28 protein-coding genes are annotated in these 17,336 nt (G+C 43.3%); 15 read left to right on the top strand and 13 right to left on the bottom strand.

Annotation, left to right across the window (positions count from 1 at the left end; all coding sequences use genetic code 11):
* Positions 1-191 precede the first annotated feature (191 nt).
* Positions 192-764 (top strand): class I SAM-dependent methyltransferase, encoded by a 573-nt coding sequence (locus J4760_RS02700; protein ID WP_370637541.1) that lies wholly within the window; start codon positions 192-194, stop codon positions 762-764.
* Between the two features lie 14 nt (positions 765-778).
* Positions 779-1,189 (top strand): hypothetical protein, encoded by a 411-nt coding sequence (locus tag J4760_RS02695; protein WP_237604702.1) that lies wholly within the window; start codon positions 779-781, stop codon positions 1,187-1,189.
* On the opposite strand, the gene J4760_RS02690 is transcribed toward J4760_RS02695, so the two are convergent.
* Positions 1,190-1,420 (bottom strand): hypothetical protein, encoded by a 231-nt coding sequence (locus J4760_RS02690; protein ID WP_237604701.1) that lies wholly within the window; start codon positions 1,418-1,420, stop codon positions 1,190-1,192.
* A gap of 111 nt (positions 1,421-1,531) precedes the next feature.
* Between J4760_RS02690 and J4760_RS02685 the strand changes: the two genes are divergently transcribed.
* Together J4760_RS02685 and J4760_RS02680 are read left to right on the top strand one after the other, a co-directional pair.
* A complete protein-coding gene (locus J4760_RS02685; RefSeq protein WP_237604700.1) occupies positions 1,532-1,738 on the top strand; it encodes a helix-turn-helix transcriptional regulator in 207 nt (68 codons plus the stop codon).
* Positions 1,739-1,761: 23 nt separating this feature from the next.
* A complete protein-coding gene (locus J4760_RS02680; protein WP_237604699.1) occupies positions 1,762-2,139 on the top strand; it encodes a permease in 378 nt (125 codons plus the stop codon).
* 51 nt (positions 2,140-2,190) lie between these two features.
* On the opposite strand, the gene J4760_RS02675 is transcribed toward J4760_RS02680, so the two are convergent.
* Both J4760_RS02675 and J4760_RS02670 read right to left on the bottom strand, forming a co-directional pair.
* Positions 2,191-3,153 carry an ABC transporter permease gene (locus J4760_RS02675; protein ID WP_237604698.1) on the bottom strand — a complete coding sequence of 321 codons (963 nt, stop codon included), beginning with the start codon at positions 3,151-3,153 and terminating at the stop codon, positions 2,191-2,193.
* Positions 3,146-4,069, bottom strand: coding sequence for an ABC transporter ATP-binding protein (locus J4760_RS02670; protein WP_255695234.1), 924 nt, complete (start codon positions 4,067-4,069; stop codon positions 3,146-3,148). The genes J4760_RS02675 and J4760_RS02670 overlap by 8 nt, the downstream gene beginning before the upstream one ends.
* 154 nt (positions 4,070-4,223) lie before the next feature.
* On the opposite strand from J4760_RS02670, the gene J4760_RS02665 reads away from it, so the two are divergent.
* Entirely contained in the window at positions 4,224-4,625 is a 402-nt protein-coding gene (locus J4760_RS02665; protein ID WP_237604696.1) for a hypothetical protein, read from the top strand.
* 34 nt (positions 4,626-4,659) lie between these two features.
* Here the strand turns inward: J4760_RS02665 and J4760_RS02660 are convergent, their stop codons facing one another.
* A complete protein-coding gene (locus J4760_RS02660) occupies positions 4,660-5,268 on the bottom strand; it encodes a DedA family protein (RefSeq protein WP_145285965.1) in 609 nt (202 codons plus the stop codon).
* A 198-nt stretch (positions 5,269-5,466) separates the two neighbouring features.
* On the opposite strand from J4760_RS02660, the gene J4760_RS02655 reads away from it, so the two are divergent.
* Positions 5,467-5,706, top strand: coding sequence for a heat shock 70 family protein (locus J4760_RS02655; RefSeq protein WP_237604695.1), 240 nt, complete (start codon positions 5,467-5,469; stop codon positions 5,704-5,706).
* 81 nt (positions 5,707-5,787) lie between these two features.
* Here the strand turns inward: J4760_RS02655 and J4760_RS02650 are convergent, their stop codons facing one another.
* On the bottom strand, positions 5,788-6,309 hold the full coding sequence (locus tag J4760_RS02650) for a GrpB family protein (RefSeq protein ID WP_237604694.1): 522 nt from the start codon (positions 6,307-6,309) through the stop codon (positions 5,788-5,790).
* 81 nt (positions 6,310-6,390) lie between these two features.
* Between J4760_RS02650 and J4760_RS02645 the strand changes: the two genes are divergently transcribed.
* Positions 6,391-6,819, top strand: a complete 429-nt coding sequence (locus J4760_RS02645; protein ID WP_237604693.1) for a hypothetical protein — start codon at positions 6,391-6,393, stop codon at positions 6,817-6,819.
* Here the strand turns inward: J4760_RS02645 and J4760_RS02640 are convergent, their stop codons facing one another.
* The 3 genes from J4760_RS02640 to J4760_RS02630 form a co-directional block, all read right to left on the bottom strand.
* Positions 6,820-7,467: an HAD hydrolase-like protein gene (locus tag J4760_RS02640; protein ID WP_237604692.1), complete on the bottom strand. Its 648-nt coding sequence runs from the start codon at positions 7,465-7,467 to the stop codon at positions 6,820-6,822.
* Positions 7,468-7,575: 108 nt separating this feature from the next.
* Positions 7,576-7,755 (bottom strand): PspC domain-containing protein, encoded by a 180-nt coding sequence (locus J4760_RS02635; RefSeq protein WP_237604691.1) that lies wholly within the window; start codon positions 7,753-7,755, stop codon positions 7,576-7,578.
* A gap of 636 nt (positions 7,756-8,391) precedes the next feature.
* Positions 8,392-8,841 carry a GNAT family N-acetyltransferase gene (locus J4760_RS02630; RefSeq protein ID WP_237604690.1) on the bottom strand — a complete coding sequence of 150 codons (450 nt, stop codon included), beginning with the start codon at positions 8,839-8,841 and terminating at the stop codon, positions 8,392-8,394.
* A gap of 83 nt (positions 8,842-8,924) precedes the next feature.
* Between J4760_RS02630 and J4760_RS02625 the strand changes: the two genes are divergently transcribed.
* Positions 8,925-9,122 (top strand): hypothetical protein, encoded by a 198-nt coding sequence (locus tag J4760_RS02625; RefSeq protein WP_237604689.1) that lies wholly within the window; start codon positions 8,925-8,927, stop codon positions 9,120-9,122.
* Positions 9,123-9,432: 310 nt separating this feature from the next.
* Here J4760_RS02625 and J4760_RS02620 read toward each other — a convergent pair whose 3' ends face one another.
* Together J4760_RS02620 and J4760_RS02615 are read right to left on the bottom strand one after the other, a co-directional pair.
* Positions 9,433-9,831, bottom strand: coding sequence for a hypothetical protein (locus tag J4760_RS02620; RefSeq protein ID WP_145285942.1), 399 nt, complete (start codon positions 9,829-9,831; stop codon positions 9,433-9,435).
* On the bottom strand, positions 9,828-10,037 hold the full coding sequence (locus tag J4760_RS02615) for a helix-turn-helix transcriptional regulator (RefSeq protein WP_145285940.1): 210 nt from the start codon (positions 10,035-10,037) through the stop codon (positions 9,828-9,830). Before J4760_RS02615 ends, J4760_RS02620 begins: the two co-directional genes overlap by 4 nt.
* Positions 10,038-10,203: 166 nt before the next feature.
* On the opposite strand from J4760_RS02615, the gene J4760_RS02610 reads away from it, so the two are divergent.
* The 3 genes from J4760_RS02610 to J4760_RS02600 all read left to right on the top strand — a co-directional run bounded on the left by J4760_RS02610 (position 10,204) and on the right by J4760_RS02600 (position 13,150).
* Entirely contained in the window at positions 10,204-11,391 is a 1,188-nt protein-coding gene (locus tag J4760_RS02610; protein ID WP_237604688.1) for a cation:proton antiporter, read from the top strand.
* 115 nt (positions 11,392-11,506) lie between these two features.
* Positions 11,507-12,289, top strand: a complete 783-nt coding sequence (locus tag J4760_RS02605) for an alpha/beta hydrolase family protein (protein ID WP_237604687.1) — start codon at positions 11,507-11,509, stop codon at positions 12,287-12,289.
* A 27-nt stretch (positions 12,290-12,316) separates the two neighbouring features.
* A complete protein-coding gene (locus tag J4760_RS02600; protein WP_237604686.1) occupies positions 12,317-13,150 on the top strand; it encodes an alpha/beta fold hydrolase in 834 nt (277 codons plus the stop codon).
* A gap of 87 nt (positions 13,151-13,237) precedes the next feature.
* Here the strand turns inward: J4760_RS02600 and J4760_RS02595 are convergent, their stop codons facing one another.
* From J4760_RS02595 to J4760_RS02585, 3 genes are read right to left on the bottom strand one after another with little or no spacing between them, the layout of a single operon-like run.
* Entirely contained in the window at positions 13,238-13,687 is a 450-nt protein-coding gene (locus tag J4760_RS02595) for an ASCH domain-containing protein (protein WP_237604685.1), read from the bottom strand.
* Between the two features lie 36 nt (positions 13,688-13,723).
* On the bottom strand, positions 13,724-14,200 hold the full coding sequence (locus J4760_RS02590) for a GNAT family N-acetyltransferase (RefSeq protein WP_237604684.1): 477 nt from the start codon (positions 14,198-14,200) through the stop codon (positions 13,724-13,726).
* Between the two features lie 23 nt (positions 14,201-14,223).
* Entirely contained in the window at positions 14,224-15,237 is a 1,014-nt protein-coding gene (locus tag J4760_RS02585) for a S66 family peptidase (protein ID WP_237604683.1), read from the bottom strand.
* 119 nt (positions 15,238-15,356) lie between these two features.
* Between J4760_RS02585 and J4760_RS02580 the strand changes: the two genes are divergently transcribed.
* The 4 genes from J4760_RS02580 to J4760_RS02565 all read left to right on the top strand — a co-directional run bounded on the left by J4760_RS02580 (position 15,357) and on the right by J4760_RS02565 (position 17,315).
* Entirely contained in the window at positions 15,357-15,560 is a 204-nt protein-coding gene (locus J4760_RS02580) for a helix-turn-helix transcriptional regulator (protein WP_237605035.1), read from the top strand.
* A gap of 4 nt (positions 15,561-15,564) precedes the next feature.
* A complete protein-coding gene (locus J4760_RS02575; RefSeq protein WP_237604682.1) occupies positions 15,565-15,987 on the top strand; it encodes a branched-chain amino acid ABC transporter substrate-binding protein in 423 nt (140 codons plus the stop codon).
* Positions 15,988-16,032: 45 nt separating this feature from the next.
* Positions 16,033-16,458, top strand: coding sequence for a GMC oxidoreductase (locus J4760_RS02570; protein ID WP_237604681.1), 426 nt, complete (start codon positions 16,033-16,035; stop codon positions 16,456-16,458).
* 152 nt (positions 16,459-16,610) lie between these two features.
* A complete protein-coding gene (locus J4760_RS02565; protein WP_237604680.1) occupies positions 16,611-17,315 on the top strand; it encodes an SDR family oxidoreductase in 705 nt (234 codons plus the stop codon).
* Positions 17,316-17,336 lie beyond the last annotated feature (21 nt).

The following is a 17,336-nucleotide window of genomic DNA, read 5'->3' as shown; positions in this document are numbered from 1 at the left end:
CATATAATCGTTTCATTCTCTCATAATATTCCAACAACTCATTTGAAATAATTGAATGAAATGGTAGGATTATGTAAAGAGCACCTGCTGGGAATGCTCGAGGATATATAAGAAGGAACAATGGAGGGTATCTAATGCTAAGTAATGAAGGATTCAACTTATAGGCGAATGACTATGATGAAACAGTTCAGATCAGTGAAGACAATGATACATATCCATTTGCCGGCTATAAGAAAATATTGAATATAATATATGGCGAGATCATGAAGAAAGAGCGGGCTGAAGTTTTGGATATAGGTATCGGCACTGGTGTGCTGGCAAGTCGATTATATGATCATGGCCACCGGATAGATGGGATTGATTTTTCCGAGGAGATGCTCTCCATCGCCCAGCCTAAAATGAAAAACGCCAATCTGATCGAGTGGAATATTGCTGAAGGGCTGCCAGCTGAAATCAGCGGAAGACAGTATGATTTTATAGTCAGTACCTACACACTGCACCACTTCACTGATGAAGAGAAATTATCTTTTATTGAAACACTCCTGCCCTTATTGAAAAAGGACGGAAAAATACTGGTCGGTGATATCTCCTTTGAACACAAGCAGGATCATGACATGTGCCGCTTGGACAATGCCGACTCATGGGATGATGCCGAGTTCTACTTTATTAACGACGACCTGGAACCAGAGCTTTTGTCCATCAGCAACTATGGCTATCACCAGGTCTCCCATTGCGGTGGTCTCTATATTATCGAAAATCTGTAGGAAGGGGTCTGGATATGGCTGTAAAAATTTTGAGAAGAACCGGCTGGATGGGTTCACTGCTTTCTTTAAACATAAAGATTGATGATGAAAAGATAACTGCGTTAAGGTTCGATGAAAAAAAGGAAATTGATATACCAAACGATGATATGGAAATGCGGGTTGCGCAGTTTGGCAGCTCCAGTAATAGGATCACTGTTGATGATGGGGACACTGTCATGATCAGGACTCCGATTGTGAGCCACGTACTGATGTACTCGTTTTTTCTGTTCCTGATTTTAAGTTTCATATTTTCGATTACCTTGTTCAGCAATCCATGGATTTTTATTACTGTCGCTGTGATTCTATTGATGCTCGAATTCATTACGGATCAGTATAGGCTGGAAGTGATAGATAAGGCGGAGTGGAAGCAGAATTCTGCTTCCTGACTACTTCCTTCTCCCAATCTGAATGCCTTTCAGGAATCCCGGTATGAATAGCAGAGATAAGCCCAGAATGATGAAAGCCAACGGTACCAGCTGCTGGCGCATATCCAATCCATCATCCATATTCAATACGACAAGTACTGCTCCGACAGCTAAAAATACCCAGCCGACCGCAAAGTTTATTTTTTCGAATATGCTGAGGTTCTTCAGATGCGACTCCCCCTTTTTCCTCAAGTAATTAATACTAGATTCCCTTATGACATAATTTTGAAACGCTCGATATGTAAAGCACACTTGACGTAAAGTGTGCTTTACTTTATTCTGTAGACAAAGAGGTGGGTGCATTTGAAAAACAATGTTTCAGAGTTCAGGAAAAGATACGGGTATTCACAGGACCGTCTCGCTGAAAACCTTGGTGTTTCGAGACAGACAGTGATCTCCATTGAGAAAGGCAGATACAACCCCTCCCTTCCTCTGGCGATGATACTGGCAGAGCTGTTCGACACCAATGTCGAAACACTTTTCTCATTGGAGGATAGTGATTACAAGTAAACATATTATACGGAGGGATACGGATGAAATCTTCAAAAACGGCTTTTATGCTTCTTGGTGTCTTCTTTCTTATTGTGACATGTCTGCTTGGCTGGATTGCGTTTACTACTGGATCGAAACCGACGCTCATGTTCTACACATTTATTTCGATGTCAATAATGAGTTTCTGCATGGCCCACCTCTACCCGCAGTTCATTCAGAAGGATGAGCGGATGCGGCTGATCAGGCAAAAAGCCATCCTGGCTTCTTTCTTTGCGATGCTCCTCTACTTGATGGTCTTCACGACCATTACACAATTTGGTCTTGTCAGCCTGCCTTCAGTGGATCTATTCCAGATATTCACTGCCTTGATGATCTCCACTGCTTTCATTTCAATGGTCGTCTACTCGAAAGTCTACTGAACAAAAAAAGGATGACAGCTGATCAGCTGTCATCCTTTTAGTTCTATACGATTATGCCACGTCGCGTTTGATGAATATTGTCCATGCCGTAATAATGAATACCACCATATACACAGCGATGACGGCTACGGAGAATCCGATTGTCATCTCTTCACGGATCGGCCCATATGATGAAAAGTAGACGGATAGGTCCGTGTTGGCGAAAAGAATGTATTTGGAGCACTCGTATCGCGCCATGGCCTGGGCGACTGTGGTTCCGATGAACATCAGGAACATGGACAGTCCGATTGCGAGTGCACTGCTTCTGAAAATGCTTGAGATCATGAAGCCGAATGTTGCCAGTACGATGATGTTGAGTACTCTGAATCCGTACTGCATGAATATTTCTGGCAGCAGTGCGTTACTTGCCATGCCGTCAGGACGATTGACGATGATCTCCGGATTGACGACTGGCGCCCCATAGACGATTGCACCTACGATGGCGCTTGTTGCCAATAGGAAAACGACTGTGAACAGCGTGAATAATAGCAGTGCAATGTATTTCGACAGCAGTATCGTTCCTCTTGAGATTGGACGGATCAGCAGCTGTTTGATGGTTCCCCACCGGAATTCATTCGCAACAATACCACCTGCGATGATGATGACGAACAGGCTGACAAGTGATGTCGTGAAAAGATTGTCCAGAACAAAGTTGCCCGCGTGATATCCGTACGGTCTGATATCATTTTCCAACATGTAGGTATTCTGCTGAATGATTCCCATATTCGTCGATTCGACGAAAGGATCATCTTCACCAGCTGTTTCAATTTCTTCCGTAAGTGTCTGGTTCTCCTCCTGCAGCTCCGTCCTCCAGTCATCTGTATAGGTCGTTTCAGAATCTACAGAATCAGTGACTGTATTCATGATGAAGCTGAAGAGGACGAGTGCAACCAGAAAGACATACATGGCCCAGGTTGATTTCATGACATAGATTTTGCCGAGTTCGTTTCTGACAAGGCTGAATATATTACCCAATGACATTCTCTCCAATCATCTCAAGGAATTGATCTTCTAATGTTGACTGTATAACGGTGACACCATAGACCTGGATATCCTTCTGGACCAGCGTCGTCACCAGGCCGGGCACATCGTTCCTGTTGATCTGGATCTTGAGCTGATCATCAGATTCGAGCACTTTTATATGCTGCGCTGCGTTCAGAACTTCAATCGCCTCATCCCTTGGATGCACATCCAGGCTGACGATACTCTGTTCACTGTCCGTCTTTTCATGCAGGTCCCTTACCGCAATGAGTTCACCGTTTTTTATGACACCGATGCGATCGCACATCAGCTCAATCTCACTGAGAAGGTGGCTCGAGACGATGACAGATACATTATCCTCCACAGCAAGCTTGCGGATATAGCGCCGGATTTCACGGATGCCGGCCGGATCCAGTCCATTTGTCGGTTCATCCAGGATGAGGACGGACGGGCTATGCAGCAGAGCCTGCGCAATGCCAAGACGCTGCCTCATACCAAGTGAGTACTTCCCGACTTTGGTCTGGATGGCATTTTCAAGCCCGACCAGTCTGATCACTTCGTCGATACGGGCATCAGTGATGCCACGCGTCATGCGTGCGAAATGCTTCAAGTTCTGCTTGCCTGTCATGAAAGGATACATTTCAGGATTTTCCACTATCGCCCCGACTTCACTGATTGCTTTCTTGTAGTTCTTCTTGATACTGTTTCCCTTGATGACAACGTCCCCCGACGTAATGCCGATCAGACCGACCATCATCCGGATGGTCGTCGTCTTGCCTGCACCATTCGGGCCGATGAAGCCATACACTTCACCCGGACGGATATCAAAGTTCAGATCTTTGATGATTTTCTTGCGGCCGATTGTCTTATGTAAACCTCTGATTGCCATTGCTGAATCAGACACCAGCATCCACTCCCTATATAGATTATGATAACTGTACTTCGTATAGTGATACAGTTATTACAGTAACATAAACATTCGACTTTTACATTCCATAACCTGGAATATTACAATTTTGTTATAATGGTTAGAAATAAATTACTAGTTGAAGAAGGAGACGGAAATGTCGATTACAATCAAAAGAAGCACGAATTCGATTGGAATGGGGATGGCTTTGAAAGTAAAGGCAGATGGGCGTGAGATTGAAAGGATATACCATGAAGAGGAGAAAGAGATCAACCTGGCTCGTCCAGTAGCAGAAATCAGCGTGTCCAGATGGTTGTCGAGAAGCAACACAATTACGGTGGCGGATCAATCATATGTCATTATTCATTCCACGATATGGCGCTCAATATCCATTATCGTCTACATAGTCCTGCTGGCCATCACGATGCTTGCTCTGGAGGATATACTCTACAAGACTCTCGGCTTTCTGGCTGCTTCCATGATTGCTTTGATACTGGAATACACCTTTGAGCAGTTCCGTCTGGAAGAAGTTGAATTTGAGGAAGAAAGACGGTTCTAGAAGTTTAATATGTATACTAAAAGAAACGATGAGGTCATCGTTTCTTTTTCTTTCTTATAAAAAGGACGATCAGGATGATCACCACTACAATGAGAATGCCGTACATGACTCTCGAATAGACGTCCATGTACCCGACAATCGTCTCCCAGGAGCCACCGACTTTAGCACCGAGATAGACCAGAACGATATTCCATATGACTGTACCGAGTGTTGTCAGTGCAAGAAACAGATAGATGTTCATATGTGCCATTCCCGCCGGAATCGAGATCAGACTGCGCATTACCGGAACGAAGCGGCATATGAATACAGCCACTGCTTCATACTTTTTAAACCATTCATTTGACTTATGCATGTCTTCCTTATCCACACGGAGGATGTGCCCCCACTTGTCAGCAATCTTCTCCATCCGCTTCATACCATATACCATGCCGAAATAGTACAGCGCGACAGCACCAACAACCGAGCCGACGGTCGATGCAATGACCACACCCGTAACGTTCAAGTTGGACTGGGTTGTCATGAAACCGCCGAAAGTCAGCACCACTTCTGAAGGTATGGGTGGAAAAATATTCTCTAAAGCCATCAGAAAGGCAATACCAATATAGCCGAAGTTGTTCATGATATATGTCAGCCAGTTTTCCATTTCATTCTCCTTCATAATTCCAGCTTGCCGGATAAAATATTATGTCTCTCTTTAATCTTTATACCCGAAATACTATTTTTTATGTAGTTTACATGAGCCGGTCATATTGAATGCAGGGTGTCCTTACATCATGAGGGTTTAACAATACCGATAATAAGGTAAGGATAATTAAACAGTCGGATAAAGGAGTGTTGAATCATGACAGAAGAAAAGAAAGACCAGCAGGAGAAGATGCGTGAAGAAGCAGAGCATAAAGCACAGGAAGGCAAGAGCCAGGCTGAACAGATGAAGGAAAAAGCCCAGGCCAAACAAAGTGATTATAGGGATGAAAAATCAAAAGACCGGGCAAAGCAGGTCGAAACGCAAGGAAAAGTACCTGATGAAGAAGATCAGGTTTATCAGGAAAAAGGCGACAACCAGTTCAACCAGTACAGATAGAATTTCAGAATATAGACGTTCCATCTAACGTCAATGAGGCCCGCGCGGGCCTCATTTTTATGTCCTTAAACTTATTGTCTATCAATTCCCCAGTACACGCTTGATGAACGCTTCCTTCCCTTGTGTATATGCAGGCCGATCATTCGCGTACTTCCCCTTCAGTTCAGATTTCAACTGGACGTATTCATCCCTCAATATGGCATCAGCATTCAAAGCATTTCTGAATTCCAACATGTCATCCCATTTGGATGAACGGTAACTGACCAGATGGATGAAGCATGTATGGATTGAAAAAGCTTCATCTTTGAAACTTGCCATGACAATCTCATCTTCCTTTTCCACTTTCAGGCGATGGAAGCCGATGCTGCGCATCTTTCTGAAGAAATCATGATTCATGGCTCTATAGTCCCCTACACCGATCAGCACATCAATGATCGGTTTGGCATGGCAGCCGATAATCGAAGTACTGCCCACATGTTCAATCTGCCAACTCTCCAGTTCTGTAGCTTTAAGGATGCTGTCGCTTATTTTTCTGTACGCATCGCACCAACGTCGATCGTATTTTAAAAGGGATACTTTTCCCCGTTCAACACCAAGATCCATGTTAGACCTCCCAATGTATTTTCAATATTCTTTCATATTTGTTAAACTTATACTATAGAATATTATGGAGGATGACAATAGATGTGGGAATACTTATGGAGACCCTGGCTGCTTTTTGCTGTGACGTGGCTCGTTGTATGTGACTTTCTTTATCACCTGTCTTTCGTGACCTGGTACATACAGCTTGGTCCGATCATACTGACCTTCATTCTGGCCATAGCAACTGTCCTATTAGATGAGAAGTCAAAAAACACTAAAATAGGTGTTCGCAATAAGAATGAGGATGCAGAAAGTGACGAGAAGCCAGATTTAAAATTCACTTTGTTCATTTCAATATACCTTATCGCATTGGTAGTCAGTATGACAGCCATCTACGGCCCTCCGGAAAATAATACCTTCAACTATACCAGAATAGACTTTTGGATTTTTCTAGTAATGGTAACTTTTTCTAATCTCATTAAATACTGGACAAATAATAAAGAAGAACAAAAAGGCGGCATGAAAACCTGATCAGATTATTATCTGCACTAGTTCTTTCAGTGAATCTATCACATAGTCCGCTTTTTCGAGCTCTTCATCTTTCGCAAAATAGAAGTTGCAACCGATAACCTGCAAGTTATTGTCTCTTCCTGCCTTGATGTCTGAAAGCCTATCCCCCACCATATACTTCGCATCTACATTTTCACTTTCGATAATATGTTCTACCAGGTCAGACTTGTCCAGACTCTGCACGCCATTGATACTATGTACGGATGTTATAAATCTTGCTAGATTATGATGGTTAAAGATTGCATCCAAGTACGACTGGTCTCCGTTGCTGGCGACAAAAATCCTATAGCCTTTTGATTTGATGGATGCCAGAGTCTCAGTTGCCCCATCATATAATTTACTACTTCCAGTATTGATACACGAGATAAGTTGACCTTGAAATATATCGTTTGCCAATCTTATAGTATCCTCTTTTGGACTGATCAATAGGTTCCGCCACACTTCTTCAAGCGTTACACCCATGATTTCCTTATACTTTTCTACAGGGTTTTCCACATAAAGGATACTTCTTGTGTCAAGTTCCTTTAGAGTTTGAGTGAGTGAACTCTCAAGTATCAATTCTGTTCTGAGCAAAGTGCCATCCATATCAAAAACTACAGCTTTATTCATATTGAGTTCTCCATTCATGGTGTCAGTGTGATTTAAATTAAATAGTAGTCCTTATAAAAAGAATTATATCAAGTCCTAAAGAAATAAGAACTATTGAACTTTATAGAATCAAATATAGCCATCATCGAAAACAAAATATGCCAAAAAGAAGTAGACTACGAAGGAGAACGGCAAAGTAAAGATGAAGGCGAGTCTCACAATAAAGGAAGGTATGCCCAAATTCTCCGCAGTTCCGCCTGCTACTCCGTAGATTGCCCGGTCTGTCGAAGAGATTTTCACTTTTCTCATAAATTTGACCCTCCTTGCTATAAGAAAACTAATAAATTCTAAATCATCTTTAGTGAATTTTTACCCTATCCTTTGAATATCTAACGCATATCTAATAATAAGCTGTACTATGTACCATTTTTTTATTTATTGTTGATCACACTATCGTTTCAAAGAGCAACCAGATTACAGCAGAAAAAACAAAAGATGCAATTAGAACGTTCCTCAGAATGATGACAAGAGGGTTCCCCTCTCTATAAATAAATATATTGAAAACAAGATTAACAAAAAGGCTGATTAAATATGTAATAACAAAGATTATGATGAAGTTCATATATTTCCCCCTCCTAAGATCGATATCTTATATATTTAATCTACTGTCGCTTCATCTTTGATATAAAATCTCTACTGCAAACTTCCAGTATCAATATGACCAGCCCAATGATAAATATCAACGTAATCATATATATAGGCAGAAACGATACTTCTTCCAGTGCAGTACCAAAGATACCTGCGTTTGTATCCCATGATGTTTTTGCCACTGTCCCACTATATACGGCAGCTGCGATCAGATTCGAACTGTATAGTAATGAACTGATCAGCATTAACGACAAGCCGATTATTATATTTCTCATTCCATCAAACTCCTTACATCATTCAGTTTAGCTTGTAGTGCATTACGTACTCATTATTCTCTTCGTCGAATGAGTGATGAGTGAATCCCATGGATCTGAGCAGCTCACCCATCACTTCATTCCCTTTTACATAGTCTGCGATGAAGGTATCATATTTATTTTCACTTTTCGCCATCTCCATAGCTTTCATAATTGCTGCTCGGCCATAGCCGTAGTTCTGATACTTCCTATCGATCATCATGCGCCAGATCATGAACTCGCGTGCCTCTTCGTCCAGATCGATGAGAATGAATCCGACTACTTTTCCTGCATCCTGTATAGCGTACGGAAATACATCATTATTCTTCCTGTACAGATAGCATTCTGCGATTGATCTGACATTTGGTGCGACAAATCTGCTCTGTGCTTCCTTGACCTCGAGATCGATAACGTCATAGAAATTGTTTTCGACTATCTCTGCAAAATTGACCATCACATACTCCTTTATTCTTCCATATTTATACTAATCTTACATTAAAGAATGTTAAAATTAAACTAACAAAGAGGAGGCTGAATATGAATACACCCATCAGCTTGATTTCATTCCTGCTACTCGTAATTACAGTCATACTGGTATTCGCACTCATTCTTGACCTCATCGCTTTTTTCTTAAAAAGCAAGCAATTCCCTAAAAGTCTCATGCTTTCCACCATTGTATCCATTATTCTATTCTCAGCAGTACTTCTGTATTATCTGAATTCATCTTCTGGATGATACTGTTCGACTGCTTCTATAATCATCGGAGCCGATAGAAAATAAAACAGGAGTTTTTCGTCTATTAGAGTAATTGAACATTGCCCATAGATTCACATATAAATTAAGTTAGTTTTTATAGCTAAATGGAATTGGCGCTTGATGCTGAATATAATAGAATTTCCGATGGCTTTCGGAAATATCTGGATAGCCAAGATCAAATCAACTAAGGCAATCTCAAAACAAACGGTCACTAATAGCAAAATAAGATGCAAAATAGATCCGGGTAAACTGAAGTAACCCGGATCTATTATATTACATACCAGCTAGCCTACCTCCTTTTTACTATAAGACCACCTATACCCGAAAGTCCAATATATGCGAAGAAGAAAATCCAAAGGTAAAGGATGGGGAGTGCCTCATAATCCAGCAGTGTAAACACAGCCAAGGCGATGAACAAAATGGCCAGAAATATATGTGAAGTATATAAGAAATATCGCGCGATATTTCGAGCCACTCGTTCATCCGCTTCCGGCACGTTGTCTTTCTTGCTTTTCATCCTGATAATCTGGATGACGGTCAGAATAGTGCTTGCGAATAGTCCGCCCGCAAGTACGTCATATGGAAATTCTCCTTGAAAAAAATATGCAAGTAAGGAACCGAGTATGGTACCAATAAGGCCCCCTATTATTATGGAAAACGGCGCCCAGCTACTTCTGCCCTTCGTCATTCTTCATCCTCCTCCAATATAAAAATGTCTTCAATCGGCACTTCGAAGTACTTCACCAGTTTCAATGCCAGTTCAAGGCTTGGGTTATATTTGTTCTTTTCAATCGCATTTACGGTCTGTCGTGTGACCTGAAGATCTTCAGCCATTCTCGTCTGTGTTATCCCTTTACTCTGTCGGATTGTTCTAATATTGTTGACCACGCCCATATACCAGCCTCCTCACAAGTAGTAAAGATATCTTTACATAAACAGTAACAGACTCCTTCGCATGTGTAAAGATATCTTTACTACTAACTTCAGGTGTGTGGAACCTCAAAGTTTAATCATAAAAAAGTAGGGAATTTATTTACATCTATTACTGGGAGGGATTGTCATGTCGGTTTCACATATCATCATACTGCTGTTTATCGGATACATCATCTTCACCATTGATAAGAAGCAGGAAAACTTCCCTGTTCCGGTCATACTTGTCGGTATAGGTATCGGACTTTCTTTCATACCCTACTTTTCCGACGTACAGGTGACGGAACGCACCATCTACCATGTCTTTCTTCCTGCGCTCCTGTTTACATCGGCCTATCAATTTTCAGCGGGTGAGTTCAAGAAGAATGCTGGAATCATCATATTCCTGGCAACCATCGGCATCATGCTTACTGTCGGATTGCTCGGGTCCGTCATATTTCTTGTCAGCGGTCCTTTCGTCTCCATTACTTTTCTCGGCGCGCTGGTCATCGCATCGATTCTGACACCGACCGATCCTGTGTCGGTTGTTTCAATCATCCAGAAAGCAGCCGGAGATGACACCATAGCAGATGTGGTTGAAGGGGAATCGCTACTTAACGATGGAACAAGCATCGTCATTTTCAGTACATTGGCCGGCATGCTTGCCCAGAGCCAGTCAGCTGGCGTCTTCTCATTCTTCGGCCAGTTTCTGCTCGTTTCACTGGGCGGCGTGGCGCTTGGTGTCATATTTGGATGGCTGATCAGTAAAGCTGTCTATATTACTCATCATCAGCAGTACCACGTCATGCTGAGCATCATTTTGGCATACGGCGTATTCAACATTGCGGAAGCCATTCATGTGTCCGGTGTACTTGCAACTGTATCTGCCGGCATCATGCTGTCATTCGAGTTTGCCAGCTCTGAAAAAGAAGAGAAATTCAAGGAGAACCTGGACGGGTTCTGGACCATTGTAGAACCTTCCGTACTTACCCTGCTCTTCCTATTGATTGGTATAGAAGCGAAAGAATTTCTGGCATTTGGTGCATGGGGCTTTGCGTTCATCATCTTTCTACTGTCAATCATCGTCCGGTTTGCCATCGTCATGGGCGCCACTCAGGCATTCCCTAAATGGCGGGATAAGATCAGCTGGCGTGAATCGACGGTAATTACATGGGGTGGACTGAAAGGCTCGATGTCCGTGTACCTCATCCTGAGCCTCTACTCGATGAACTCTGGGCAGCATGACACGATTGTTTCTCTATCATTCGCAGCTGTACTGGTTTCACTTGTCGTCCAGAGCATGGGGGTTTCACCACTGGCGAAAAAACTGATCAAATAGAACAGCAGTCTCCCTCCATATCTCACTTATATAGTGAAGATCATGGAGGGAGTTTTATTTAGAGCCGGATGGATCAATATGGTACTATTGCATTAAAAAGACAAGGAGTTTTACTTTGGCAGACACTTATCGTATTGCTTATGGTGCCCATGATTCACAATATGGAATACTGCGCATACCAGACGCTCCCGGCCCGCTTCCGGTGGTTGTATCGATTCACGGCGGATTTTGGAGACAGAAGTATGATCTTGACGAGAACACCCCGCTTTCAGAGGATCTGAGAGAACGTGGCTATGCAACATGGAATATAGAATACAGGCGCACAGGAGAAGACAGCAGCGGGTGGATGGGAACATGCCAGGATGTCGTGGATGCGATCAATCACTTGGCACAGCTTGAGGCAGATTATGATATCAATCTTTCCCAAGTCATTCTTCTTGGTCATTCCGCCGGTGGGCATCTGGCACTATGGGTCGCTTCACGCCTCAGTGAGAATTTAGATGATCACAGTGGATCCTCGCTGCTTATACCTATCCAGGGCGTCATCAGCCTGGCAGGTGTAGCCGATCTGAGAAAAATGTGGCATATCCATCAGGAAAGAGAAGTCGACAGCCCCGTCTCTGCCTTCATCGGCGGTCCGCCTGAAGAAATGTTGGAGAGCTATCATGCAGCTTCACCCATCGAACTGCTGCCGATTGGTGCCAGACAGATTCTCATTCATGGCGAACTGGATGAAAATGTACCTGTGGATGTAAGCGTTGGCTATCATAAAAAAGCTGTAGAGCAAGGGGATGATTCCGAGTTGATCATTCTGCCGGAAGCGGAACATTTTAAAATTGTAGACCCGTTATCACAGGAGTGGGAAACAGTAGTAGGTGCAGTGGAATCATTACTGTAAATCAGCTGAAAATGGAGGGGGAATGGGATGTTTGAGTCACAGGTGATTGATACATCAAGGGGACAATTCGAAGTATTTAAAAGAGGACACGGAGAACCATTGGCTTTTACACATCTATACAGTGAATTTAATCAAAATGGCAACACCATGGCACGCGCACTGGCTGAACACTATACTGTGTATATCATCAACCTGAGAGGTGCCGGCTGTTCGGACGGACTGACTGAAATCTATACATACAGCATGGATGACGCTGTTCATGATATGGAATCGATTAGAGAAGCACTGGATATAAAGAAATGGGCATTCTCCGGCCACTCCACAGGCGGCTTTCTCGCATTGAAATATGCCGTCATGTATCCGGATAATTTAACGAAAATCATTGCTGGCGGGCTTTGTGCTTCATATGAGTATATGGAGCATCCCGACAGCATCTATTGTGCTGAGAATCCTAATAATGCAAGAATGAAGGAAATATTTGCAGAACTCCGTAAAAGTGAAACGCCAAGAAAATTACGCATTGAGCTTGCCAAGGAATGGACCATGATGTCCCTATATAGGGAAGAAGCCTACTACGAGCTTCTGAAGCGGAAAGAAAGTGGCCGGACACTCATGGAGAAGATTGACTACTTCACTTCAGAGCTTAAAGACTACGATGTACGTGATGAATTAAAGACAACACCTGTAGAGGCATTTATCTATTCAGGCAGACACGATGCGCAGTGTCCCTACGTGTTCAGTAAAGAAGCGGCAGATCTGATGCCAAACGGATCAATTACGACTTTCGAATACAGCAATCATAACCCTGATATAGAAGAGGAAGAGAAGTTTAATTTATTCATAGAAGAAACAGTAAATTGATAGGCATTGATTTCCTTCTTAATGTTGGGACGATATTAATATAGTAAAAATAAAGCGCATTCCGACCAAAGTCGGGATGCGCTTATTCTATTGCTCTTTCACATGGATGACCTTGAAACGTTCGCATACGAGCAGCATGTCTTCCGAGAATTCCCGCCCGATACTTTGAAGTTCATTTGTGAAGAAGTCTACATGTGTGTCCCACCAGTACTGATAGGTTCTATCCCCTTCACCTTCTGAGATCGCAAATTCTTCACTGACTTCATTCATGGGTGTGATGGTGACCTCCGTAGTTTTGATGATGGAAGTCGGCTTGTCATCGCCATCAAGAATGATGCTGTAGTCTTCTGTTGTGGGCAGTGGTTCATTTTCCACATCATAGAAAATGCGTCCTGAACATGTTGCAGTCTTCACTCCATCTGATACCAGCTGAGCGAGGTAGTCCGGATCTGCGCCAAACTGCCATGCAGTAACCGACTCCGGCTTCTCCTGCCCTTCCCAGTATTCATCCCAATAGGCTTGTGCTTCCTTATTCATAGTCATAATCCTCCGTATTTCCTGTTGTTATTTAAATCAAATCACTAACTTCATTATACTCTGTTCACCTTCAGGACCACCGATTGTCTTGCCGGTATCCTGAAATCCTGTCTTTTCATACAGTCTCCTTGCATGCACATTCTTGTGATTTACTGATAGTACAATCTCGTTGCAGTCAGGATACTCATTCCGTATGAACTCCCCCAGCCTGTTCAAAGCCTGCTTTGCAAACCCCTTCCCTTGCGACTGATAATCAATCAGCAGCGAAGTCAGCAGCATTGCACTGTCATTGCTGGTGTAGGACGCTACTTTTTCAGATGAATCCAGGATGAAGAATCCGACTGGTTCGCCCCTGTTAAGTATGACAATGCGATACTGTCCGCAATCGACATTTTCATACTCCAATGGCATTGATGTGAATCTTTCCTGATCTTCTGGAAGCTGGAATTTCTTTAACGTATTCATGTGATCTGTATTGTAATGCTGTAGAACCACACTCTCTTTACTATCCAATGTTCATCTCTCCTCTTGCCATCCTAACTGAATTTCTGCAAAACAGTTCCGTGACCATCCTCCACGATTACTTTGGCATATGCACCGTTTATAAAAGTGATCTGCGGTGGCATATGACCACAATCAATGTCATATGCAATCGGGACATCGAGCTCTTCTGAAAGTGCTTTATAGACATCTTCAGCCATATAGTTTTCGACCGGCATATTTGCATGGCTTCTGCCGAACATGATGGCAGATACATTCTTGAACCAGCCGGCCAGTTTCATCTGCACCAGAGACCGTCTCAGATCGGTAGTGGACATCTCACAGTTTTCAAGATACCAGATCACTGGTTCGTCCGGTATGTATTTTTCTCTGAAGTTCTGGACGTTTCCATAAGGTGTGCCGATAAGGTGATGGATTGTATCGATGCAGCCGCCCAGCAACCGGCCTTCCGCCCTGACGCTCTGACCGGAAACTGTCTGCCAGTGTGTCTCTTCCGAAAGATTGAAGATATGTGGCGTCGGATTTTCAAAGTCCCATTCTTTCTGATAGCACTTCGACGAATGTTGCGTGACTGCTTCGCCTTTCTCTGTAGAGAGAACGGTCTCCCACATGGAGGTTGTCGCATCGCTCTCCTCACCTCTCAGATCAATCAGATTCGTGCCATGTGCAGTGGCTATACCAGTCTTCAATGTGATGGCCAGCAACAGCGTACTGGTGTCTGAGTACCCCAACATCCATTTGGCTGGCATGTTGTTGAAATTCATATGCTCAAGCATCTCAATGAGCAGTTCCCCACCCCACGGCGGAATGATCATGTCGACAGTTTCATCAGCAAGCATTTCTTCGAGCTCTACAGCACGTTTCTCAGCAGATGCAGATCTGGCTTTATCATCCGTCCATGCAGTCTCACCAATCTTGAAGCTGTAGCCTTTCTGCTCCATTCTGCCGATTGCAGACTTCAGAACATCATGCAGATCTTCAGGCACACCTGATGAGGGCGCCGTGATGCCGATGGTCGCATTCTTTTTCAGAACAGGATATTGAATCATCAGAATCACTTCCCTTCATTTATATTAATAATAACATAGCGATATGTTTGTACAACATGGAACATATAAATTGAAATATGTAATGTATATGTTACAATACAATTAAACGGAGTGATGCCATAGTGAAAAGCAGAATCAAAATAGCACGTGTGGAGAAAGACCTGACCCAACAGCAGCTGGCACAAAAGGTAGGTGTAACCAGACAAACTATCAGCCTGATAGAAAAAGGAAAATACAATCCAACCCTGAACCTATGTCTTGAGATCTGCTATGCCGTAGACAAATCTCTGGATGAACTGTTCTGGGTGGATCGAAAGGAATAGAATAATGAAAAAGATAAAAGATGAAAGATTGATTCTTAGTAGCTTGAAGAATATACGAATTGCTTTTATTGTGCAAACCTTGAGCATAATGGCAATCTTGCTCTACACAGGGTTTACAGAAGGAGCGAGTCAGGTCGTCCAGAATCCGTTGTGGTTCGTCTTTATTATCACAATGACCCTATTGGCCTTCCTGAATATCAACATATCTGTTGATACAGGGGATGCTCCCAATAAATCACATTCCTTCTTTAAGACCTTCATTCTGATTTTTGCAGGTAGTGTCATAGTAGGAATCATTAATTTCATTCTTACAGATGAATTACTGATTTCCTTATCAGTCGCTACAGTCCTGCTGGTCTGTTTTACTCTCTCTTTTGCTTATATGTTCTATCTGAGGGCAAAACGTTCCAGAGATCTTGATTCCTGACATGGTTCCATGCATTCAATAGCAGCTGAAGTAGAAAACCGGGTAATGGATGATCGGGTTACAAACAGCCATACACAGCAGGATATCAACCTGAACAGATATGCTCTGCAGATCTGTGAGGAAATCGCCAACAACATGGGTGCTGATAAAGTAAGTGCAGATGAACTTTCTGATGACATCGACTTCAACCATACGTTCTATTCCACACACTACGGCGGTGGTGCGATCATGGGTGATGACCCATCCGATTCAGCAGTAAACACCTGCTCCCAGATGTGGGAAATGGAAAACCTGTTCATAATCGGAAGCTCTGTGTTCCCACACTTCGGCAACTACAACCCGACTGGTACAGTCTGCGCACTTGCCTACCGTGCGACTGAAGGTATGATCGAATACCTGAGTGGCGACGGTGGCCTGCTCGAGGAACCTGCAGGTGAAAGTGAAGAAGAAACAGAAGAAAGCAATGCATAGTCTGCAATAGATGATAGACCGGCCATTCCTGGAATCAGGAATGGCCGGTCTATTTTTATATGAAGATGTTCCCTGCATGCTGTTAACTCTATGGCTGCAAGGGTAGAAGTACTATGGAATGCACATAATGAGTATGAAAGGGAGACATGATAATGACTGAACAGTTGTCAGGAAAAACGGCAGTCGTCACAGGAGCAAGCAGCGGAATTGGTGCTGCCATAGTGGAGGCGCTCATCAATGCCGGAGCAAATGTTGTACTTGCAGCACGCAGCGAGGATAAAATGAAATCCATAGTGCAGGACATCGGTCGGGAAGAACGTATGCTCAGTGTTGCTACGGATATGACAAACCGGAAAGAAGTCGAAAACCTCGCCAGTCAGGCCAGGGAGACGTTCGGCCAGGTGGATATCTATGTCAACTGTGCGGGCAAGATGGGCTCAAGTACAGTGAAAAATGGCGATGTAGAGGACTGGGATCAGATGATCGACCTTAACGTTAAGAGTGTACTGTACGGCATCCACTCAGTACTCAATGGCATGATGGATAGAAAAAGTGGACATATCGTCAATATCGCCTCCGATTCAGGCTTTGAAGTGATTCCCAGACTGACAGTATATTGCGCAACAAAGTTTGCCGTTCGTGCGATATCTACAGGACTTGAGAAGGAACTGACCAATACAGGTGTACGAATCACCAATGTTTCTCCAGGCATGGTCGATACTTCCCTCAGTTCAGAAAGTCCATTTGAAGATGACAGGAAGAAGCTTGAGCCGAAAGATATCGCCCAGGCCGTCGTCTACGCAGTCACCCAGCCTGCACACGTCAATGTGAATGAAGTGACAGTGAGACCGGTCTAGTCAAACTGCAACTGCAGAGAA

The sequence above is a fragment of the Salinicoccus sp. ID82-1 genome (assembly GCF_021991715.1).
Taxonomy (GTDB): domain Bacteria; phylum Bacillota; class Bacilli; order Staphylococcales; family Salinicoccaceae; genus Salinicoccus; species Salinicoccus cyprini.
Note: the sequence above shows the minus strand (reverse complement) of the source record. Positions and strands in the feature narration are given on the sequence as shown.